Genomic DNA, 23,065 nt, shown 5'->3' with positions numbered 1-23,065 from the left:
CCCTTAGTTCGCCGCATCCTGAAGCCGCACTCGCGGGTCCAAAATGGAGTAGAGGATGTCAACAATGAGGTTGATGACGACGAAGAGCACCACGATGATCATCAGATAGGCCACGATGATCGGGCGATCTAGCTGCTGAATGGCATCGATGAGCAGCTTGCCCATGCCGGGCCAAGCAAAGATGGTTTCTGTAACTACCGAAAAAGCAATGAGAGAGCCAAATTCCAAGCCGAGGACTGTAACCACGGGGATCATGATGTTCTTGAACAGGTGCACCATAACAATACGGTTGGCAGAGAGACCTTTGGCGCGGGCGAATTTGATGAAATCCATATGCATCACTTCCCGCACCCCTGCCCGTGTCAGGCGGATCACCAGCGAGATTTTCAGGAGTGCAAGATTAAGTGCCGGGAGAACGATGTGAGAGAAACCATCTGCGGTGAGGAATGAGACCTGCATGCCAAGTACCGAGATGGTATCTCCACGCCCTGTGGCGGGCACCCAATCGAGCATTACAGCGAAAAGCATGATCATCATGATGCCAACCCAGAATGTGGGCAGCGAAAAGCCCAGAATTGAGCCGCTCATGATGAGGCGTGAGGAAATGGCGTTGGGACGCAGCCCTGCATAGAGGCCGAGCGGAATTCCGATGATTATGGCCATGAGGAGCGCCATGAAGGCGAGCTCCAGCGTGGCAGGCATACGCTCTACAATGAGCTTGAGCGCTGACTCACCAAAGATAAAGGAGGTGCCCAAATCTCCTTTAAAGGCGTTGCTGACAAAGACCGTGTATTGCTGCCACACAGGCTTATCGAGGCCGAAGTCGCGGATGACGCGCTCAATCTCGGCCTGATCCGCATCCGGTGCGACCAGCATATCGATGGGGTCCCCCACCACATTCACGCCAAAGAACACAATGACGGACATAGCAATCATGACTATGCCACTTTGCATCAGGCGCCTGAGAACGAAGACAGACATGTCTTTAAATCTTTCGCAGGTAAAGCCAACCCATTGAAATAATTGAGGTGAGTGTTGGCTTTAGAAAAGAAAAAGACCGGCATAAGCGTTATGCCGGTCTTTTGTTTGCATGCGATTACTCAGCGGATACGCCCCAAGACAGGGTGTATTCATCCGTGCGAGGCAGGTACTCAAGGCCCTTCCGGGTTGCCCAAGTATTCACCTGATAGTGCAGCGGAATGATCGCCTGATCGTTGATCGCGATCTCGGTTGCTTTAGCCAGCAAGTCCTGACGCTTTTCATCATCGACAGTTGCCAGAGCTTCTTCAATCATGGCGTCTACTTCAGCATTGGAGTAGCGGCCACGGTTGGAAGAGCCGAAGCCCTGGCTCTTGTCGTAGGTATGGATGAGAGAACGCAGTGGCGACGATGCTTCGCCAGAACCAGCGCCCCACCCTACGAGAACCATTGAGAACTCTGGCGTGTTGTTTGGTCCACCACGAGATGCGCGCTTGAAGTAGACAGACCGCGGCATGGTCTCCACATCAGTTTTGATGCCAACGCGGTTGAGCATCTGTGCGATGGCTTCCACGATCTTGGCATCGTTGATGTAACGGTCATTGGGGCCGTGGATGCGCAACTCAAAGCCATCACCAACACCAGCAGCTGCCAGCAGCTCTTTCGCGCCCTTTGCGTCGTATTCGACCGGCTTCAGGTTTTCGCTGACACCAAAGAACCCATCTGGCAGAAGTTGGCCTGCTTTGACGGCTACGCCTTCCATCACGCGTTCAACGATCAGATCACGACTGATGGCCTTGGAGATCGCCTCACGAACACGCTGGTCTTTCAGCGGGTTTTTGATCGCGCCGCCACCCATGGCTTTCACGAATGGGCTGTCATCGCGGTCATGATCCAGATGCAGGTAGATAACGCGGTTAGATGGCCCCTGCCACAAGGAGACTTTGTCGTTGCTGCTTAGCACTTCAATGTCTGTTGTTGGGACGCCATTGATCAGATCAACATCACCAGCCAGCAAAGCGGCCACACGGGATGGGCCGGATTTGATGGGCTTGAAGGTTACCTTGTCCCACTTCGGCTTCACGCCCCAATAGTCTGGGTTCGCTTCCAAAACGATGCGGTCACCTGGCACGTACTCAGCATATTTGTATGGGCCAGAACCAACGGTTGCCTTGCCAGAGTTGTACATCTCGGTTGTTGCATCAGTTCCAGCTTCTACAGAGATGATGCTGACCGTTGAGATGTCATTAGGAACAAGCGGATAAGGCTTTTCAGTTGTGATATGGACTGTGTAGTCATCAATCTTTTTGACGGTTTTACCTTTGGTGTATGTGGCAAAACTAGATGGTGAGTTTGGCACATTTGGTGCGCGCTCAAACGAAAACACCACGTCATCCGCATTAAACGGATTGCCATCATGGAACACCACGCCTTCACGCAGTTTCAGTTCCCACGTGGTGGCATTAATTGGCTTCCAGCTGGTTGCGAGGCCAGGCTGCAGCTGTTGTTTTTCGTTTTGGTGAATAAGGCGGTCGAACATATGATAGGCGATCATATTGTTCGGGCCCAGATTGTGGTAGTGCGGGTCAATCGCGCTTGGTTCTGACGACAAGCCGATCGTCAGATCTTCAGCAGACGCTATTCCGCCCATAAGCAACATGGCACTTGCTGTTCCAGCAAGCCATTTGTGCAGCTTAATCATTGCTGCTCCCCCTCAAAATTTTCGTTCCCTCTGGCGATTAAAATTCATTCGCCCAGTAACAATGCCGCTGCTTCTTTATATGAGTGTGCTTCTGCCAAAACGGGCAAATCACTGGTAGAGCTTCGCGGTTGACTTAAACCGTAGTATGTGTTTTCAACATTGTCATTCAAAATTTTATAATCAAAACGCATAGAACTATGTCAGATACCCCTACACGCCCCCGTCTCAGCCTTCGAGAGTTTGAAGTTTTACGCGCTGTCATCAGCGTTCGGAAAACAACTGCCGCCGCTGCACGCCTTGGTATTTCGCAGCCTGCGGTGAGCCGCGCGATTAAGCACCTTGAGGAACGCCTTGGTAAAACGCTGTTCAATCGGGAAAGTGGTCGACTTGTGCCAACCTCTGATGCTTTGGCACTAAACGAGAAGCTTGAGCCGGTTTTTGAGATGCTGGCGGGGATTGAGAACGAGACGTTCGTTTCTCAGCACAGCAGCAAGCCGCTGCGTCTTGCAGCGCCGCCAACAATCTCACACCGCTTTTTGCTGGGCGTGATGGCGGCGTTCATCAAGGCTTATCCGGGGCAAAAGGTTGAACTGGAGATTGGAACATCCTCTGACGTTCGCAATCATGTGGCCGAAGGGCATGCCGATCTGGGGATCACTGACGGGCTTTCCAAGCACGCTGGATTGACCCTGGAACCGCTGCGCTCTGCCATTGCGCATGCGGTTTTGCATCGGGACCATCCCCTTGCCAGCAAAGCGTTTATTGAACCCGAGGACTTTGACGGGCAAGACTTCGTCGCCCTCACCCGCCGGTTTCCCGTGCGGGCAATTTTGGAGCGCATGTTTGCGGAACGGGGAATTCGGCCTAATATTGTTGCCGAATCTTCTACCGCCGTCTCCGTGAGTGAGCTGGTGCATGCAGGTGTTGGTGTTAGCGTCCTCAACCCGTTTCCTGTGGCGCGAAACCATCCAGAAACGCTGGTTTTTCTGCCGTTTAAGCCGCGTATCTCCTACCTCAACGCCTTCATATTGCCTGCAACGACACCAAGCACTCCAATCGCCAGAAAATTCATTGAGTTCACGCGCGCCTTTGAGATTGAGGACCCATATTCAACACCGGCCTAGATGCGTTTTGAGGCTGGTGTGACCTTTGCTTTTCAAGGACCATTGCCATGATTATTGAAAGTACAGCTTACCCTATCGAAATCGATTTCCCTGATATCCTGCCCTATAAAGTCGGCAATACCGGAGTGGACTGGATCACCACGTTTGATTCCGGCACTGCTGGCCCTCATGTGATGATATCTGCGCTTGTGCATGGCAATGAGCCGTGTGGTGCGGTTGCTCTGGATTGGTTGTTCAAGCAGGAAGTTCGCCCTGTTCAAGGCAAGCTGAGCTTCGCTTTTATGAACGTGGCGGCTTACAACTCATTTGATCGGAATGACCCAACTGCTTCGCGGTATCTGGATCAGGATTTCAATCGTGTCTGGCAAAACTGTTCGCTGAATGGCCCTGAAGTCACGCGTGAACTTGAGCGCGCGCGCGAGGTTCGCCCTGTTGTTGAAACCGTTGATTACCTGCTCGACCTGCACAGCATGCAGCACAAAAATGCGCCGCTGATGCTGGCTGGAGACCAAGAAAAAGGCCGAGCTTTAGCCAAGCAAGTGGCTGATCCTGAATGGATTATTTGCGACTCTGGCCATGCGGAAGGTAAACGACTGCGTGATTATGATGGGTTTGGCGAGCCGACCAGTCCAAAGGCCGCTCTTTTGCTGGAAGCCGGACAACATTGGGAAGCTGCAGCTGGGCCGCGGGCAATTGCAGCGTCTATCCGGTTCCTGCGCGCAACAGAATGCGTGTCAGCTGATTTTGGCGAGGCATTTCTTGCTGAGCAGCCACCGCTGGTTCCGCAAAAGACGATAGAAATCGTGGCCCCTGTTACGGTTCAGAATGAGAGCTTCCGTTTCAGTGAAGATTACCTCGGGATGGAGGTGATTGCCGAGAAAGGAACAGTGATCGCGATGGATGGGGACACGCCAGTTACAACACCACACGACAACTGCGTGCTCATTATGCCAAGTCGTCGCCTGCTGGTTGGCAAGACTGCCGTGAGGTTGGGCAAGTTGTTGGATTAATGTCGCTTTATGGCTGGGGGTTTGGTTCCCAGCCACTTAATCTTATGCGCTCAACTCTGCTGTTTCAGAGCAGATGTTTTTCAAGCTTTCCCACTGCCACTTGTTGAGGACCGGATTTTTTGGTGCTTCCGGATCAGCAATCTCATTCAGCGTATCCACGCGCTCTTTCGTCGGTGGGTGGCTGGAGAGGAAGCCCAAAGCCTGTGAGATGGCATTCTCGTCGTGGTGCTCCTTCGAGATTTTCTCGAGGAAGCTGGCCAATCCGGTTGGGTCTACGCCTGCATTTTCCAGCATCTGGACCGCAAACAAGTCAGCTTCGCGCTCCATATCTCTGGAATAAGAACTGTCGAGCATAGCTTCACCCACACTGGCGATGATGCTGCCGCCGGTGAAGTCTCCGATAAACATGGAAAAGACGATACCTGTGCCTGCTACATTGATGAGCTGCTGCATGGAGTGACGGTGTTTGACATGGCCAAGCTCATGCGCCAGAACGGCGGCCAGTTCATCAGGACTGTCAACCACTTCCAACGTTTTGGAGAGAATGGTGATCCTGCCACCGGGAAGGGCGAAAGCATTGGGTATTTTACTTTCAACTACCGTCATCACCGGATCAAACGGCAGATCCATGCCTTTTGTGAGGCGTTTTGCCATTTGCTCCAAAGCGGCCTGACCCGTTGATGCCTTACAGATCTTCTCTTCACTCAAAGCCGGGATCAGTGTTTCTTCAACGTTCTTGCCAAGCTCTGCTTCCCAGGACTTTGGCACGTTGTGAACCGCGTATTTTGAGAAGGCAGGCAGGAAAAAGATCAGAGCGACTGCGATTAGGGCAATGGATGCCAAGCTGCCGAACACAATTTTCTTTGTGTTTTCACGCTTAGGAAGCCCTGCTACCAAACGAATTTTGCGTTCAACGGATTTTGCAGTCTCTACATCCGTGATTTTGACGTAGGCGGTGCTGGTGGGCTTATTCACCTCCACGACCATAACAGATGGAGATGTCCAGTCGCAGAGCAGCTTCGCTGCAGACCATCGCGTATACTCCTGATCGCTCGCCAGATCTGTCAGGATCATCTCATCGTAGTCAAACCAGATCTGACAGTTGCGTACAGCGGCAGAAGTGCCGTCAAAAAACTCAGCGTTTCCAAGCAGTAGCTTCATGGTCAGATCACTTCAAATCCTGCATCAAGTGTATCAGCGAGCCCCATGCCGACTGCATTTTCCAAATCACCAGCAGCAATTGCATCCTTTACGCTGTGCGCGTTGATGACCACCATGCTGCTCATCTTCCACTCAAACAGCATAACTTGCAAAACCATCATATTCGCGAATAGCAAAACGCCATAATAAAGGGCAAAAACTGGCAGGAAAGCCAGGCTGAAAAAGCCATTCTGCGGCTCTAGTTGAACTCCAACGGTTAGCGCTAACACAGTACCAATCGCACCTACAATTGAGACACCCACGCCGACGAGCACGCCATGAATAATGTAGGCTCCATAGAACTTGGAAGCACCAATATAGCTCTCAAAGCCGACATCGCCGATCTTAGTTGAGTTGGTTTGAAGGCGAAAGATTCTCGCCATGGCAAGAGGCCAGAGAAGCATAGATAACAAAATTACGAGCGGCAGGAAGGCGAGGGCTTTACCTTGAGTATATACCGCTGCAATCAAGATAAATGCAGTGGGTAGTAGTGTGATTGCATAAACAGGTATCAGAGCATCAAAATAGTCCTTTGCGGTTGCTGAATAACTGAACCGCTGGTTCCCAAAGTAACTGACTTCAGTCAACATTCTGTCCAGCTTGGCCATGCGCCATGGTAAAGCGATACCCAGAGTAATGACTGATAAGATAGTCCAGAAAAGCCATGCGCCTACATAACGCCATGCAGAGCCTTGCATGTGGAAGCGAATCCCGCGCCAGCTCGTGCGGGTCAACAGATATCGGCGGCGGCGGAACAGTGCGTAGGGTGTCAGCAGAAAACCAACAACAAACATGATACCGAAACCAACGATTGTTGCAATCGGCCCCATAAACTGAAGGCCGAAACCAAGCGCATAGAATGGTATCAGGATCGCCAGAGCAATTAGGAAACCAATGAAAAGCTCTTTGCCCGTGCCATGGTAGCGAAGATGATCACCTTCCAGATGGGTCGCGGACCAAAGAGATCTGCGCAGGCCCGTCATCGCCCAGAAGCGGTAAATACCCAGCGTGGCAACCGTCAGAGTGACCCATGCTATAATACGTCCGAAGAACGAACCGCCAGAAAAGAGGATATAACTCCGCTTTGGTGAACCCGGATTTCCCTGAGCAACTTCAATAGTCATGGCACGATCCAAAATTTTTAAATAAAAACGTCTTTCTCTGTAATTCCACTCGTCAAAATATGCAAACACTCGAAAGCTGAGTGAGCACTATTCTTCTAAAGCAACTCTTAGGCCGCGAATGCCTGAAGATTTCTTAGGTTAACGAAAACAGGCGCATCTTTGCAGATGCGCCTGTTTAGAATCGATGAATGTTCTTCGTCCTAAACGAAGCAGTCCATGATTTCCTGTTCGCGAATGATGCCGACCGGGCGGTCTCCGCGATAAACCGCGATTGGACCTGCGCTGTGGCGTTTCATTTCAATCACTTCGCGGATCATCTGCTTTGCTGTGCACTTTGGCATCTCTTCAACGCTCACGATCACATCAGCACTCATCTGCGAGAGGTCAGTCATGATGTCTTCAGCGTGCAGAACATTGAGCGGGTTCATGTGCGCAACGAAGGACTCAACGTACTCATCCGCTGGTTTCTTCACGATTTCCTGCGGAGTACCGATCTGCACCACATGACCGCCTTCCATGATGGCAATCCGGTTGCCGATTTTGGCGGCTTCGTCGAGATCATGGCTCACGAACACGATGGTTCTGTGCAATCTTTCCTGCAGTTCCAGCAGCTCATCCTGCAGACGGCTGCGAATGAGAGGATCGAGTGCAGAGAACGGCTCATCCATCAGCAGGATTGGCGCGTCTGTTGCGAATGCACGCGCCAGACCAACACGCTGCTGCATACCGCCAGAAAGCTCATGCACGTATTTATCACCCCAGCCGCCAAGACCGACAAGTTCCAGCTGCTCTTCGACACGTTCCAGACGCTGGATCTTAGGAATACCGGAGAGTTCCAAACCGAAGCCAACGTTGTCTCGGACTGTACGCCAAGGCAGCAAGCCGAACTGCTGGAACACCATGGCAACACGTTCGCGGCGCAGTTTGCGCAGGCGTGCGGTAGAGCAGGTGGTTGGGTTTACTTGTTCACCGTCGTCAGCAACGAGCACTTCACCACGGCAGACCTTGTTAAGGCCATTGATGGCGCGGAGCAGGGTGGATTTGCCCGAGCCGGACAGGCCCATGAGAACGAGAAGCTCGCCTTGCTGGATGTCGAAGGTCGCATTGGCAACACCAACCAGCTGGCCGGTTTGCTCCTGAATCTCAGCGCGGTCTTTGCCTGCATCAATCAGGGGCAGGGCAGCATCGGGCTGATCACCAAAGACGATGGACAGGTTTTTGAAGGAAACAACAGGATTGGTCATTTTTTGCTGCCCTTTTCTTCTGAGCTCTTGAAGAAACGGTCAAGCACAATAGCAATCAGCACGATTGCAATACCAACCTCAAATCCTTTTGCGATGTTCACTGTGTTCAACGCACGAAGTGTTGGAACACCAAGGCCGTCCGCGCCAACAAGGGCAGCGATCACAACCATGGACAGTGACAACATGATGGTTTGCGTCAAGCCAGCCATGATGTTTGGCAGGGCGTATGGCAGCTCAATTTTAAAGAGCTTCTGCCAGTAAGTGGCGCCAAAGGCTTCACCAGCTTCGAGCAGGTGCAGCGGCGTCGAGGCAACACCAATCTGTGTCAGGCGGATTGAAGCGGGCAGAGCGAAAACGACTGTTGAGATCAGGCCCGGAACTACGCCAAGACCAAAAAGGATCAACGCAGGGATCAGATAAACAAACGTAGGAATTGTCTGCATCAAGTCCAGCACAGGGCGTACCCATGAGAAGAACTTAGGGTGATGTGCTGAGTAAACGCCGACCGGAATACCAATCAACATACAGATGAAGGTGGAGCTGAGGATCAGCGCCAGCGTTTCTGTGGTTTCATCCCAATAGCCCTGGTTGATGATGAGCAGCAGGCTCACCGCAACGAATGCTGAAAAGACGAAGGATCTTCTGACCACAAAGGCCAAAGCTGTGGCAATGACCACAATGCCGAGCGGGTGAGGGGCTTGTAGAACCCATAGTACACTGTCGATGAGCCATTCGATTGCAACGGAAATCGCATCGAAAAAGCCACTTGCATTGTCGGTGAGCCAGTCAACTCCCCACTTGGCCCATTTGCCGATGGGTAGTTTGTGCTCTGTTAGCCACTCCACGGGAAACCTCAGATTTTGTTATTGTGTGTCAACGCGTTAACGTCATTTCATTTGTAGGGCAGGATACAAAATTATTGGTACCGACAAGCAGCTTGCCCCCGTGCGCAATGGTTATTCCAGCTGTCGGAGTGTTCTGGAATAATGCGCTAAGAGGCGGACTGCGAGTGTATCGCATCCGCCTCTCAATTCATGCTCGGTAATGACCCTTAGAGGCCGAATGCAGCCTTTGCAGCAGCAAGGCCGTCTTTACCGTCAAAAGTCGTTACGCCAGCCAGCCATTTATCAAGAACCTCAGGGTTCTTCTTGATCCATGCTGTTGCTGCGTCTGTTGGCTCTTCACCATCGTTCAGGATGCCGTTCATGATCTCGTTCTCCATCTGCAGGGAGAAGGTGAGGTTCTGAAGGAATTTGCCCATGTTCGCACACTCAGCAGAGTAACCTGCGCGGGTGTTGGTCAGAACGTCAGCGCCACCGAAGTTTGGACCGAAGAACTCGTCACCACCGGTGAGGTACTCCAGCTCAAAATTGGAATTCATTGGGTGCGGAGCCCAACCGAGGAAGACGATGTCCTGTTTCTTGCGGGTTTTACGCGCGACCTGGGACAGCATGCCAGCTTCGGATGATTCGACGAGGTCGATTTTGTTGAGACCGAACGCGTTTTTCTCGATCATATCAAGGATCAGACGGTTACCGTCGTTACCTGCTTCAATGCCGTAGATCTCGCCATCAAGGTCTCCAGAGAATTTTGCGATGTCCGCAAAGTCCTTCAAACCCTTGTCATAGGTATACTTAGGAACAGCCAAAGTATACTTGGCGCCAGTCAGGTTGGTTTGAACAGTATCAACGGTGCCAGCTTCACGATATTTCGCGATATCAGCTTCCATTGTTGGCATCCAGTTGCCAAGGAATACATCAATATCATTGTTGGCGAGAGACGCATAAGTGACTGGAACGGAAAGTACTTTTACGTCTGTTTCGTAACCAAGCGCATCCAGCACAGAAGTCGCTGTGGCGGTGGTTGCGGTGATGTCTGTCCAGCCCACGTCGGAGAAGCGTACGGTTTTACAGGCTTCCGCTTCTGCGGCGAGAGCTGACCCAGTGATTAGTAATAGTACTGAAGCAGAAGTAGAAAGTTTCTTTATCAGGCCACTAGCAACACTCATGTAAATCTCCCCAATTTCGATATTTATTTAATAGAGCCGTAGAATTGTGCAGAAAACATGTCCTAAACACTACCTAGGCGATAATTAAATTTTCAAATTCCTTCGTTCACTAAAGCTAATAAACACCCGATGGACTAAAGGCAACCTCTCCGTCAGATATTAATTACGATAAATCTGAGTGCAATACTTTTCAAAAGCTCCGAAATGTTCTAAGAACTATTTTTATTGATTGAACGTTCAATAAAAATAATCTTGGAGTGAGTTCGGCGCAAATGCCTAAAGTCGGAATGGAAGAGGAACGCAAAACCTCGATAATTATGGCGACGATCAAAGCGATCCATGAAAAGGGGTACGCAGCAACGACTATGGCAGATATTGCCAAGAATGCCGGCGTTTCGACGGGCCTGCCACATCACTACTTTGGCTCGAAGGCAGCTGTCTTCAACGCGACCATGAGCTTTTTGCTGACGGACTTGAGCAAGCAATCCCGCAAACGCTTGCTGAAGACGAAAACCCCTATGGAGCGGATCGATGCGATCATCCATACCAACTTCAGCGATGAGCAGTTTCAGCCCTCCGTTATCTCGGCGTGGTTTGCGTTTTATGTGGTGGCACGGACTGAACCCGGAACACGCCGGTTGCTTCAGATCTATCATCGACGGCTGATTTCGAACCTGACTGCGGAGTACCATCGCGTCACGGACCGTGAGACAGCAATCACAGCTGCGGAAGGCACTGCAGCGATGATTGACGGGTTGTGGCTGCAATGCGTGCTGACGACAAACCGACCTGACGGATCACCGGCAACAATGCTGGTTCAGGACTACGTGAAGAAGTGTTTCGACAGCTTTGAAACGACAGAAACCGCACAATAATAACTGGAATACGGCTTCAAGCCCAAGAGAATACAATGACTGCAGATTTCATTATTGTAGGCGCCGGCTCTGCCGGTTGCGCCCTGGCAAACCGTCTTTCTGAAAATCCCCAAAACAAGGTGGTTTTGCTGGAGTTTGGTGGTTCGGATATTGGTCCGTTTATCCAGATGCCTGCTGCCTTGTCCTATCCCATGAACATGTCCCGTTATGACTGGGGTTATGAGAGCGCACCTGAGCCGCATCTGGACGGGCGCAAGCTTGCTTTGCCACGCGGTAAGGTGATTGGCGGCTCTTCCTCCATCAACGGCATGGTCTACGTGCGTGGTAATGCCTGCGACTTTGACAGCTGGGAGGAAATGGGTGCGAAAGGCTGGGGCTACCAAGACGTTCTGCCTTACTTCCAGCGCCTTGAGAATACTGAAGTAGACGGAGACTGGCGCGGGAAATCCGGCCCACTCTACGTCTCTCGCGGTACACGCTGGAGCCCGCTTTACGATGCCTTTGTACAGGCTGGTGAAGAGGCCGGTTACGCCAAAACTGACGACTACAACGGTTATCGTCAGGAAGGCTTTGGCGATATGGAGATGACGGTTCACAATGGCCGTCGCTGGTCCGCTTCCAACGCTTATCTCTGGCCAATCAAAGGCCGTGAAAATCTGGAGATCATCTCCGGCGCACACGTCAATCGCATTCTTACGGAAGGCAAACGTGCTGTTGGCGTTGAGTATATGCGCGGCGGGCAGGTGCATCAGGTCAAATGCTCCCGTGAAGTTGTCGTTTCTGCGTCTTCCATCAACTCACCAAAGCTGCTGATGCATTCCGGCATCGGTGATGCGGCGGCTCTGTCTGCTCTGGGCATTGATGTGATTGCAGATCGCAAGGGCGTTGGCGCGAACCTTCAGGATCATCTGGAGCTCTATATTCAGCAGGCCTGTACTCAGCCAATTACGCTCTACAAGCACTGGAATCTGATTTCCAAAGGCGTGATTGGAGCTCAGTGGCAGCTGGCAAAATCTGGCCTAGGCACCACAAACCACTTTGAGACCTGCGGCTTTATTCGCTCCAAAGCAGGCGTGATGTACCCAGACATTCAGTTCCACTTCCTGCCGTTTGCGGTTCGTTATGACGGGCAGGCGGCAGCTGAAGGCCACGGTTATCAGGTTCATGTTGGCCCGATGCGCTCCAAGTCTCGCGGTGCGGTGACGCTGCAATCTGCAGACCCGATGGACAAGCCGAATGTGCTGTTCAACTACATGAGCCATGAAGACGATTGGGAAGATTTCCGCCAGTGCATTCGCCTGACACGTGAGCTTTTCGCTCAGCAGGCGTTTGATCCATTCCGCGGTAAGGAAATTCAACCAGGCAAAGACGTTGAAAGCGACGATCAATTGAATGCTTTCATCAAAGAACACGTTGAGAGCGCGTTCCACCCATGTGGCACCTGTAAGATGGGTGATTCGAATGATGAAACTGCTGTGGTTGACAGCGAATGCCGTGTGATTGGTGTTGACGGTTTGCGTGTTGCGGATAGCTCCATCTTCCCGCAGATTACAAACGGAAACCTCAATGCACCTTCCATCATGGTTGGTGAGAAGGCTGCAGACCATATTCTCGGAAAAGGTATGCTTCCTGCCAGTGATAAGCAGGCGTGGGTACACCCTAACTGGCAGAACGAACAACGGTAAGTGTTGGATTAAGAAATGACGAAAACAGATACTCTGACAAATGCATCCCTGCGTGCGCAGCCTAGTGGATCTCACTTCATCGGCGGCACTTACGTTGAAGATACGATGGGTGAGGAGATCCTGAGCCTTTATCCTGCGACGCAGGAGGTGATTGCACGGGTTCATTCCGCGACACCGGCGATCATCACCAAAGCTGTTGCATCCGCACGGACGGGCTTTGCGATCTGGCGTTCCATGGCACCTGCTGAGCGCTCCCGCGTTCTGCGTAAGGCTGCTGACCTGATGCGTGAGCGTAACCGTGAGCTTTCCGAGTTGGAAACGCTTGATACCGGTAAGCCGCTGCAGGAAACTTTGGTAGCTGACGCTGCTTCTGGTGCTGAAGCGCTGGAATACTTCGCAAGCGTTGCTGCAACGTCTAACGGTGAGCACATCGATCTGGGTGGCTCTTACGCCATGACCAAGCGCGAGCCACTGGGTATTTGCCTTGGCATTGGCGCTTGGAACTACCCAATCCAGATTGCGGCATGGAAAGCTGCTCCGGCTCTGGCTGCTGGTAATGCGATGATCTTCAAACCATCTGAAGTGACTTGCCTGTCTGCGCTGAAGCTTGCTGAGATCTTCCGTGAAGCTGGCTTGCCGGATGGTGTATTCAACGTGGTGCAGGCAAACCGTGAAGCGGCTGCTTCTCTGGTTTCCCATCCTGAAATTGCGAAGGTTTCCCTGACGGGTTCCGTGCCAACCGGTATGAAGGTTGCTGAAAAAGCAGCTTCTCAGCTGAAGCACATGAGCCTTGAGTTGGGCGGCAAATCTCCGATTGTGATCTTTGAAGACAGTGACATCGACAATGCTGTTGCTGCGGCGATGAATGCTAACTTCTATTCCACCGGTCAGATTTGCTCTAACGGCACACGCGTGTTCGTGCACTCTTCCATCAAGGACGAGTTCCTGAAGCGTCTGAAAGAGCGGACTGAAAAGATCTTTATTGGTGACCCGCTGAATGAAGACACGCAGCTTGGACCGCTTGTTTCTAAAGCTCAGCTCGAAAAAGTGATGGACTACATCGCGATTGGCCAGAGCGAGGGTGCTGTTCTTTATGCTGGTGGCGGTCGTCCGCAGGTGGCTGGCCTTGGTCGTGGACTGTTTGTTGAGCCAACCATCTTCACTGAAGTCAAAGACGACATGCGCATTGCTTGCGAAGAGATCTTTGGTCCTGTGATGTGTGTGCTGGACTTTGATGATGAAGCTGACGTGATCCGCCGCGCCAATAACACCGAGTTTGGTTTGGCTGCTGCAGTGTTCACCAAGGACATTCAGCGTGCTTATCGTGTGATTGATCAGTTGGAAGCTGGCACTTGCTGGATCAACAACTACAACCTGACCCCGGTCGAGATGCCATTTGGCGGCTTCAAGAACTCCGGCATTGGTCGTGAGAATGGTCAGTGGGCGCTGGATCAGTACTCTCAGGTCAAGAGCATCTATGTAGAGATGGGTGATGTTGAGGCTGGCTGGTAAGCTGCCTCAAGCATCTTTTTGAATGAGCAGAGTAGGGGCTTTTATTCGCGTATCTCTATCCGAAAACCAATTTCCAGTTTTCGGCGATACAAGGTGCCCCTATTCTCGCATTGCGTGGGCGATCTGATCCACCATTGGCTTCATGATGTAAGAGATCACTGTGCGGTTTCCTGTCTGAATGAACGCCTCGACCGGCATGCCTGGTACAAGATTCTTGCCACCCAGTTTATCAAGCTCATCCTCAGAGATCGTCAGCTCAGCCATGTAGAAGCTCAGGCCGGTTTTGGGATCTTCCAAAAGGTCAGGAGAAATCGTCTTCACCGCTGCTGTCAGCTCTGGCGTTGTGCGTTGGTCAAAGCTTGGCAGACGGATCGTTGCTTCCTGATTGGGGGTCAGCTGATCCACATCGATCGGCTGCACCTGAGCTTCAATCACCAGCACATCCTCGCGTGGCACAACCTGCATTACAATTTCACCGGGCGCGATAACACCGCCGATGGTGTGAATGGTCAGGTCGTGTATTGTGCCAGATTGAGGTGACTTGATTTCCATACGCATCAGCTGATCCTGAGCAGCGATCTTCTTTTCTTCAAGCTGGGCGATTTCGGCCCGGACCTGTTGAAGTTGTTCCAGCGTCTTTGTCAGAACGTCTTCTTCGATCTGCATAATCTGGATATTGCGTTCTGCGATGGCTTCTTCTGTTTTGGCAATCTGGGCTATGAAGTCGCCATACTCACCCTGAAGCTTGGTTTTCTCGCGCTTGAGGGCTGTGACACGGGACTCAGTGACCAGCTTCTTTGCAAGCAGCTTATTGAGATCTTCCAGTTCTCCGTCGATCAAGCTGATTTCGATTTCTTTGGCATCTCTTTGCTGAGACAGCCCATCAATCTGCTTTTTATACTGCTGAATCTGAGCACGCATCTGATCCTGTCGGCCACGCAGGTTTTTGGTCTTTGCGACCATCATCCGGCGTTGCCCTTCCTGAATGGTGTTCAGGACCTGAGAGTGTGCATCGTCTGCGGCTCGTGTTGGGAAGAGAATTTCTTCTTCTCCGTCACGCTCCGCAATCAAGCGGGCTTCCTGAGAATACAGATTGTCGAGCTGCTTGGTCACCACCGCCAGATTGGCACGGGTCACCGTATCATCAAGACGGAGCAGGGTTTCTCCAGCATCAACAGAATCCCCATCCGTCACCATGATGGAGCGGACGATGCCGCCTTCCATGTGCTGGACGTTCTTGGTGTTGGTCTCAACAACAATGGTGCCAGGTGCGATGATTGCACCTCGGATTTCCATTAGGCCGCCCCAAAGGCCCACGCCTCCAACGAGGATAACAACCAGAAGACCAGCGCAGATCAGATGGAACCTGATGCTGCCCTTGATCTGCTTGTCACTTTCAGAATGGTTATACATTATGCTGCTCCTCGTTTGTCCGGAGCTTTAATTGCTGCTTTTTGCGGAACCTGTTGGGTTTGAACGGGGGTCACGAGTTGCTTCATAACTTCATCGCGCGGACCAAAGGCGGCTTGTCGGCCATCATTGAGCACCAGCACCTTATCAACTGCCGCAATCGCACTTGGGCGGTGGGCAATCACGATGACGATCTTGCCTCTGCCTCGCATCAACTTAATTGCATGGGTCAGGCAGGCCTCGCCTTCGGAGTCTAGGTTAGAATTAGGCTCATCCAGGACGATGAGGAAAGGCTCACCGTACATGGCACGGGCGAGGGCGATCCGCTGGCGCTGACCACCGGATAGAGCATAGCCGCCACTGCCGATAATGGTATTGTAACCATCTGGCAGGCCCGTGATAAAATCATGAACGCTGGCTATTTTTGATGCCTCGATGACGTCATCAGGATTTACGTCTTCCTTGAAGCGGGAAATGTTTTCCGCAACCGTGCCATCAAACAACTGAATGTCCTGAGGCAAGAAGCCAACAAACTCACCGATACGTTCTGAAGTCCATTGATCGAGCTCAGACCCATCAAACCGGATTGATCCGTTCAACGCATTGGTGATGCCGACAATCGAACGGGACAGGGTGGATTTGCCCGAACCGGACTTGCCAATCACACCGAGGCCCTCACCTGCTGCGAGGCTGAACGAGATGCCTTGCACGATTGGTTTACGGATGCCAACCGGCCCACAAGCTACTCCATCCAGATCAATTTTTTGATGCGGAAGGGGCAGTTCCATCACTTGACTGGTGTCATCTTTGTTTTCAATCACCTTGCGCAAACGTGCAAGGCCTTGTCGTGCTGCCAAGAAGCCCTTCCATTGGGATACTGCCTGCTCAACAGGGGCCAGAGCACGGGAGGACATGATTGAAGACGCAATCATCACACCTGAGGTTACTTCTTGCTGGATAACCAGCCATGCACCCATGCCAAGCATGGCCGATTGCAAGACAAACCGGAAGGTTTTGACAGCCGTTGCAAAGAAGGCTGCTCTGTCACCTGCTTTACGTTGCTTGACTAAATACGCATCGTTGCCCTTGTGCCATCTGTTCTTCATCGTCTCCATCATGCCCATTGCCTGAATGACTTCAGCATTGGAACGACTGGCTTCAACGATGGCGGAGCGACGGTTTGTTTCGACTGCAGCCTCACTCGAAGGTCTGCGGGAGGTAAGTTCATTCACTCCAACGAGCGCACAAATGACCAGTGCACCACCGATTGCCATCATGCCAAGATAAGGATGGAAGAGGTACACGATACCGAAATAAAGTGGCATCCACGGCAAGTCGAAGATGGCAGCTGGGCCAGGGCCTGAAAGGAAACTGCGCACCTGATCCAGATCCTGAACCGGTCGCATCTTTGCACCTTTGGGGCCGAGAATAAGCGGTAGGCTTGTTGAGATTTCGTAGGAAACACCAGAGAGCTGGGCATCTACACGTTGCCCAAGACGGGACAAAACACGACTGCGGAGTGTTTCCAGAATACCATAGAAAAGGAAAAGGACACCAACAAGGGTTGCCAGAACGACAAGTGTTGGGACCGAGCCACTCGCCAGCACACGGTCATAGACCTGCAGCATAAAGAGTGGTCCTGTCAGCATCAAAATATTCAACAGCATGCTGACGCCACCAATTCCAACCAGTGCAGACCTTAGAGATCTGAATGCACTGGTGATTACAGATTCTTTCTGTCGTTGGCTGCCGGGCATAAGCTTTCTCTCAATTGCTTCGGGAATTAAAGCAAGAAACCCCCTCCCGGTATTGACCGGGAGGGAGCAGTTCTTTTCGTTAGCTCATTGATCAGATCAAGTTATCGTCCTGATTAATCGAGTGCATCTGATCTACAACACCGCCTTCTTCAGTTACGATGGTGTTGAAGTCGTCAGCTTCGAAGTTCTCCGCAGAGAGGTCTTCTACGCTGATGCCGTTCAAGGTGTAGGTGTGGCCACCGTTGTCCAGAACCTCGATCACAACACTGTTGTTCTCTTCCGTGATCTGAACCTGTGATGCATTCAGGTTACCAAAATCAATGGTGTCGGTAGCAGGGTCGAAGTTTGTGATGACTTCTTCTGATGCCCAATCCCAATTGATCTCGACGGTATCGCCTCCGATTGCTCCATTGCCATTGGCCGCAGCTGCAAGAGCTGGTTCAGGAGCATTCTGAGCCTCACGTGGGCCGGTTTCCTGTTCAGCTTCCTGAGCAGCAGAAGCGGCAACTGCATCATCATCTCTGTCATTGGAAGCAGCTGCTTCCTGTGCAGTGGTTGATGCTTCAGGAGCCTCTGGAATGTAGGTTGAATCTACACTTTCCGCTTCGGACTGTGTTCCCACATCTGCCAGATTTTCTGCATTTGACAGGAAGTCATCAATCTTAGCCTGAGCAGCTGCATCATTTGCGATGATGCTGTTTGCTGTCAGATCGGCTACGACAATGCCAACCAGCAGAAGTGACCGGCCACCGTTACCCGGCAGAGTGAACAACACACCATTGTCGGTCTGTTCCACTTCGAACTGGCCGCCGCCAATCCAACCGATGTTCACGGTATCCTGTTCCGGATTGAAGTTTGCGACTTCTTCCTGCTTGCCCCACTGCCAATCCAGTGTGAACTCACGAGGTGAACCATCACCCGGATCAACTGGGTCAACCGGATCCACTGGATCTACAGGATCGACCGGGTCAGGATCTGGGGTTGGGTCTGGGTCCGGAGTTGGATCTGGATCCGGAGTTGGGTCGACAGGAGGTTGTGTACCTTCACCGCTGAGCAGATCAAGGATTTCCTGCAATGTAGAAGGATCTTTAATGTCGAAGTTATCTGCATTCAGATCTTCAAGGAACACACCTTCCAGCAGGAGGGTCTGTCCACCATTTGATGGTAGGGAGATCACGAGACCGTCTTCAGATTCTGTGAAGCTGATCTGATCTGAACTGATCCAACCAATACTGATCTTGTGTTCCGCTGGGTTGAAGTCGGTGATAACGCTGTTTTCACCCCAAGCCCATGTGAACACGACCACACCATCACCAGGAACCTGACCTGGAGTGCCTGTACCCGGATCAACTGGGTCAACCGGATCGACTGGATCAACTGGGTCCGGATCTGGATCAGTTGGGTCGACTGGATCAACCGGATCGGTTGGACCGAAGTCACCCGGTCTGGTCTGGTGACCGTCCGTGGTGTCGCCAGCGGGCGCTTCCGGAGTCAGCAGGCCTTCACGGCTGACGAGGGTCACGTCATCCTGATCAAAGCCGAATGGCACTTCAAGGTTATCTTCCATGACCTGATCGAAGTGGAACTCCAGCTGACCTGGAACCAGATCATCAAGGGAGATGCCTTCAAACAGGAAGCTCTGACCACTTGGCAGAGTAGAGATCAGCAGGCCGTCGTCGGTTTCTTCAACGCTCAGACGCTCACGTGTACCGTAGTACAGGAAGCTGATCTTCATGGATGATGGGTCAAAGTCAGAGATAACTTCGTGTACGCCGTACTCGTGGGACCGGATGTAGACTGTGTCGTCTTCGCGAGGGCCCACGCCTTGTTCCCAAGAGACCACGCCACCAAGATCTTGACGGAGGTGTTCATTACCGACCACTCCGAAGTCTGAGATATCGACATCCTGGTAGGTGACGCCCTGCACGATCTGTGCAGAAGAGCTCCATGGGCTGTCGAGAACAATTTCACCGGCAGGTGACTTTGTCACGATGAGACCGTGCACAGAAGTTCCGCCGAAGTCCAGCTCATCCCGATCAGGGTCAAAGCCAACAATATCGTCTGCGTTTACGTCAGCGCGGAACTTGGAACCACCTTCATCGGTCGTGCCGGTGACTGTTGGTGGGTTTGAACCGTCATTGTCGTAAACAAGCTCGTATCCACCGCCCTGGCTTGGGTCCGGCACTTCAACGGTCTCACCAATGGCAGAGACGACTTCGTTGAATGCAGACTGTTCTGCGACAGAGAAGTTTGCCAGAGACAGATCGGAGAGTGTCACACCCTGGAAGATGGTGGTGGACATGATGTTACCGAACTGATCAGTGATCACGATGCGGACTGTTTGTCCGAGTGCATCACCGCTTTCTTCGAAGATTTCGAACTGTTCGCCAGTCACACCTTCCAGAATATGGATCATGTCAGAGGATGGATCGAAGTCTGCGATGACCTGAGACTCACTGTCCAGACCGAGCATATACATGTCGCCAGTATGGCCGCCATGCCCATCATCGCCATCACCTGGGTGACCATGACCGTCATCACCATCGCCTGGGTGACCGTGACCATCGTCACCGTCACCCGGATCTACAGGGTCTACCGGGTCAACGGGATCCACAGGGTCTACCGGATCAACAGGATCGGTTGGTTCTTCTGGCTGAGTGTTTCCGCCAACAAGGTCTCTGATCAACTCAGCTGCTGACGCATCCTGAATGGAGAAGTTAGCCAATGTCAGGTCAGCAAGGGCAACTCCGGCCAGGAGTAGCGTCTGCCCACCATTGGATGGAATGGAGAAGAGCACACCGTCTGGTGTCTCAGTCACTTCAAGCTGGTCAGCACTGATCCAGTCAACGAAGATCACACCGTCTTCAGTGTCAAAATCGCTAACGACTTCCTGTTCACCATAGGACCATGTAACAACCACATCGGCATCTTCTTTTGGAACACCAACGCCTGGCAGAGGACCATTCAGGCCTTCTTCTCCAGTCAGACGATCCTGGAAGTAGTCGATTGCTTCATCAACAGTTGGGCTTTCAAAGCCGCCGAACTGCTCAACATACTGCAGAATAGAAGTACCGTACTCATCCTGAGAGACATTGCCGCCCTGTAGGAGAGCAAGTGTACCGTAAGCACCGCGCAAGTGGGCTGCAGCCAAGATACCCGTCAGTGTGAGGGTTACGCTGACATCCTGACCGTTCTGCTCGTAGGTAAATTCCTGTCCAATGAAGTCATCCAATGACTGACCACTGTTGGACAATCCATTTTCAATAATCTGGAGGTTGAAGCCAAACGCTTCCTGGATAGCGACTTCCTGAGCTTCAGGAGTCATGAATTCTTCTAGAGAATCGACGCCATTCTTACCGGTCCAGGTGCCATCCCAAGTGTTGGTGGCTGCGCCGTTGCCGTAGAAGACATCATCATCATAATAACCCAGATCGATAAGCAGGGCTTCACCAAACTGGTAGCCGACGAACCCAAGTGAGTTGGTGGAGCGATAAGACATCGCACTCCATTGGTCGTCGTTCAGATCCCCCCAACTGTCATACTCTGGAAAGAAGTCTTGCACCGGACCGCCTGCCCATTCGTTGAGCTGCCAATCCTGAATTCTGCCGTCGTTGTATCTTTCGCGATCCCAACCGGATTCGAAAGCCCGCAATGCGTCACGGAATTCGTCATATGTGCCACGATAGTCCATTGTATTCCCTCAGTTTTTATTGAGAGGTTCCAGACAACTCCGAAATTAATGGAGCAAGCCGAATTGCTAAGGTCCGGAAGGCTCACCGAGCCGCTCTCGTTAAAAACGAACGCTGATGCGATCTGACTGCAATTTTGTTCTTTGCGTTTCCAACAGCGCATTGTTTGCAGTGCATCTGATCGCTTCCGCGTTCGACGGGGCTGATTTTTCTGGAAATTGGGGCCAAATTTCGAAAGAAAAATGGAGTATTTATTACAGACGAATTTAAAAAAATCTCTGCGAATCAATGTTTTACATCACAGAATACCGTTTTTAGAATCTGAAGATTCTGTTTTCTCTCAGTATTTCCGCAGCTTAACGATTCTATAGATTTAGAAAGACCTTTGGTATTTTATTGGCGTTTAAGCTGCCTTATTTGCCTTATTTGGCTCGTATTACTTTAGGATATGTACCTACACATTCTTGTGAATTATGCGGATATCACATGTGCTGCACACACCATTAGGCTTCCGACTCAGACTGCCTAAACAATCCCTAAAATTCTACCCGCATACATTGCTGATTTTAGTGATCCGCATTTGCCCTCAGAATGAGAATGGTGACTAGCTTATTCTGGGAGGAAGCTATGGCCACAATCGCTATGAGCATGGCTTTGGCTCTGTGCTTTACATCCATTGCACTCTTGTTTCTTGCCGTGAAAAACAGGTGGGCGGCTCGCTCCAGAGTGCTCAAGCGCAAAGCACCGATCAAAGGCGAGTTTTCGCTTCATCCGCTTAATCTCATCAATGAGGAAGAAGAGAGGATCGAGAAAAGGCGCCTTAAGCGACGTGATGATCTTTAAGGGTTGTTGTGCTGCTTCTGGTTCGACCGAGTGACAAACAGCCTACGCTGCCCATCTGTGAGCGCAGGCTGTGGAGCATAATGCACTTAACTCAAGAGGGACGTAGCTCTGACCAAGACTTTCCGAGGTTCTGGCCTTTCGCCAGATGGCCCCACTTGGTTTCCAACATTCGGTCATCAAGGTGGTAGACCGAGCGGAGCAGGTCGGTTGTCACAACATCCTGCGGCGTGCCGTGGGCAACCAGATTGCCGTGGTTCAGCACGAAGATCTTGTCGGCATAGACGCAAGCCAGATCAATATCATGAAGGACTGCGATAACACCGCCACCTTCATTGGCGTACTTACGTCCTGTCTCCAGTACGTCGATCTGATGCTTTAGATCCAAACTCGCGGTCGGTTCATCCAGAAACAGATAATTGGCACGACCATTTTGTCTTGGTTCCCAAACCTGACAGAGCACACGAGCCAAATGAACACGTTGTTTTTCGCCGCCGGACAGCTCCTGATAGTATCTGTTCAGGTAGGACATGAGACCGACACGATCCAGAGCTTCCAGAACGCGTGGGCGTAGTTGCTTTGCGCTAAGGCCGTGTCTGCCGGAGACCAGACCCAGCATAACAACTTCCTCGACTGAGAATGGAAAGGATAGCTGTGAGCTTTGAGGCAACACCGCACGGCGGCCTGCAAGCTCAATTGCCGGAACTGACCAGATAGACGTGCCATCCAGCATTACGTCGCCTTCAGATGGTGACAGATCGCCCGTCAGGCATTTGAGAAGCGTCGACTTGCCTGCACCGTTGGGACCGATGATTACCGTCAACTCTCCCGGACAACTGCGGAAGTAGACGTCTCGGAGCAGTTTTTTTGTGCCAACGCATACTGTGATGTTTATTGCCTCAAGCAT

Annotated in this window: 17 protein-coding genes; 6 read left to right on the top strand and 11 right to left on the bottom strand. The window is 51.7% G+C overall.

Annotated elements, in window-relative coordinates:
- Nucleotides 1–3: 3 nt before the first annotated feature.
- Together BM231_RS02190 and BM231_RS02185 are read right to left on the bottom strand one after the other, a co-directional pair.
- Complete coding sequence (locus tag BM231_RS02190) at nucleotides 4–981, bottom strand: ABC transporter permease (protein WP_093516398.1); 978 nt, start codon at nucleotides 979–981, stop codon at nucleotides 4–6.
- 115 nt (nucleotides 982–1,096) lie between these two features.
- On the bottom strand, nucleotides 1,097–2,680 hold the full coding sequence (locus BM231_RS02185) for an ABC transporter substrate-binding protein (protein ID WP_093516396.1): 1,584 nt from the start codon (nucleotides 2,678–2,680) through the stop codon (nucleotides 1,097–1,099).
- Between the two features lie 197 nt (nucleotides 2,681–2,877).
- Here BM231_RS02185 and BM231_RS02180 point away from each other — a divergent pair, with 197 nt between their 5' ends.
- Complete coding sequence (locus BM231_RS02180; RefSeq protein ID WP_063300348.1) at nucleotides 2,878–3,804, top strand: LysR family transcriptional regulator; 927 nt, start codon at nucleotides 2,878–2,880, stop codon at nucleotides 3,802–3,804.
- Between the two features lie 47 nt (nucleotides 3,805–3,851).
- Nucleotides 3,852–4,814, top strand: coding sequence for a M14 family metallopeptidase (locus BM231_RS02175; RefSeq protein WP_093516394.1), 963 nt, complete (start codon nucleotides 3,852–3,854; stop codon nucleotides 4,812–4,814).
- 42 nt (nucleotides 4,815–4,856) lie between these two features.
- Here the strand turns inward: BM231_RS02175 and BM231_RS02170 are convergent, their stop codons facing one another.
- The 5 genes from BM231_RS02170 to BM231_RS02150 all read right to left on the bottom strand — a co-directional run bounded on the left by BM231_RS02170 (nucleotide 4,857) and on the right by BM231_RS02150 (nucleotide 10,390).
- Nucleotides 4,857–5,975: a M48 family metallopeptidase gene (locus tag BM231_RS02170; RefSeq protein ID WP_093516392.1), complete on the bottom strand. Its 1,119-nt coding sequence runs from the start codon at nucleotides 5,973–5,975 to the stop codon at nucleotides 4,857–4,859.
- A gap of 2 nt (nucleotides 5,976–5,977) precedes the next feature.
- Nucleotides 5,978–7,138 carry a DUF898 family protein gene (locus BM231_RS02165; RefSeq protein ID WP_093516390.1) on the bottom strand — a complete coding sequence of 387 codons (1,161 nt, stop codon included), beginning with the start codon at nucleotides 7,136–7,138 and terminating at the stop codon, nucleotides 5,978–5,980.
- A gap of 200 nt (nucleotides 7,139–7,338) precedes the next feature.
- Complete coding sequence (gene choV / locus BM231_RS02160; protein ID WP_093516388.1) at nucleotides 7,339–8,382, bottom strand: choline ABC transporter ATP-binding protein; 1,044 nt, start codon at nucleotides 8,380–8,382, stop codon at nucleotides 7,339–7,341.
- Nucleotides 8,379–9,227: a choline ABC transporter permease subunit gene (choW, locus tag BM231_RS02155; protein WP_063300353.1), complete on the bottom strand. Its 849-nt coding sequence runs from the start codon at nucleotides 9,225–9,227 to the stop codon at nucleotides 8,379–8,381. Before choW ends, choV begins: the two co-directional genes overlap by 4 nt.
- Nucleotides 9,228–9,433: 206 nt before the next feature.
- On the bottom strand, nucleotides 9,434–10,390 hold the full coding sequence (locus BM231_RS02150; RefSeq protein ID WP_093516386.1) for a choline ABC transporter substrate-binding protein: 957 nt from the start codon (nucleotides 10,388–10,390) through the stop codon (nucleotides 9,434–9,436).
- Between the two features lie 272 nt (nucleotides 10,391–10,662).
- Between BM231_RS02150 and betI the strand changes: the two genes are divergently transcribed.
- From betI to betB, 3 genes are read left to right on the top strand one after another with little or no spacing between them, the layout of a single operon-like run.
- On the top strand, nucleotides 10,663–11,265 hold the full coding sequence (gene betI / locus BM231_RS02145; protein ID WP_208859999.1) for a transcriptional regulator BetI: 603 nt from the start codon (nucleotides 10,663–10,665) through the stop codon (nucleotides 11,263–11,265).
- Between the two features lie 35 nt (nucleotides 11,266–11,300).
- Entirely contained in the window at nucleotides 11,301–12,950 is a 1,650-nt protein-coding gene (gene betA, locus BM231_RS02140) for a choline dehydrogenase (protein ID WP_093516382.1), read from the top strand.
- 48 nt (nucleotides 12,951–12,998) lie between these two features.
- Nucleotides 12,999–14,462, top strand: a complete 1,464-nt coding sequence (betB, locus tag BM231_RS02135; protein WP_208860068.1) for a betaine-aldehyde dehydrogenase — start codon at nucleotides 12,999–13,001, stop codon at nucleotides 14,460–14,462.
- A 99-nt stretch (nucleotides 14,463–14,561) separates the two neighbouring features.
- Here betB and BM231_RS02130 read toward each other — a convergent pair whose 3' ends face one another.
- From BM231_RS02130 to BM231_RS02120, 3 genes are all read right to left on the bottom strand, one after another.
- Complete coding sequence (locus tag BM231_RS02130) at nucleotides 14,562–15,875, bottom strand: HlyD family type I secretion periplasmic adaptor subunit (protein WP_093516378.1); 1,314 nt, start codon at nucleotides 15,873–15,875, stop codon at nucleotides 14,562–14,564.
- A complete protein-coding gene (locus tag BM231_RS02125; RefSeq protein WP_093516376.1) occupies nucleotides 15,875–17,629 on the bottom strand; it encodes a type I secretion system permease/ATPase in 1,755 nt (584 codons plus the stop codon). Before BM231_RS02125 ends, BM231_RS02130 begins: the two co-directional genes overlap by 1 nt.
- A gap of 91 nt (nucleotides 17,630–17,720) precedes the next feature.
- Entirely contained in the window at nucleotides 17,721–21,320 is a 3,600-nt protein-coding gene (locus BM231_RS02120) for a 1,4-beta-glucanase (protein ID WP_093516374.1), read from the bottom strand.
- Between the two features lie 625 nt (nucleotides 21,321–21,945).
- Between BM231_RS02120 and BM231_RS02115 the strand changes: the two genes are divergently transcribed.
- Nucleotides 21,946–22,161 (top strand): hypothetical protein, encoded by a 216-nt coding sequence (locus BM231_RS02115; protein ID WP_093516372.1) that lies wholly within the window; start codon nucleotides 21,946–21,948, stop codon nucleotides 22,159–22,161.
- 91 nt (nucleotides 22,162–22,252) lie between these two features.
- On the opposite strand, the gene BM231_RS02110 is transcribed toward BM231_RS02115, so the two are convergent.
- Nucleotides 22,253–23,065 carry a heme ABC transporter ATP-binding protein gene (locus BM231_RS02110; RefSeq protein WP_093516370.1) on the bottom strand — a complete coding sequence of 271 codons (813 nt, stop codon included), beginning with the start codon at nucleotides 23,063–23,065 and terminating at the stop codon, nucleotides 22,253–22,255.

It is taken from the genome of Pseudovibrio ascidiaceicola (genome assembly GCF_900114245.1).
GTDB classification, from domain to species: Bacteria; Pseudomonadota; Alphaproteobacteria; order Rhizobiales; family Stappiaceae; genus Pseudovibrio; species Pseudovibrio ascidiaceicola.
Note: the sequence above shows the minus strand (reverse complement) of the source record. Positions and strands in the feature narration are given on the sequence as shown.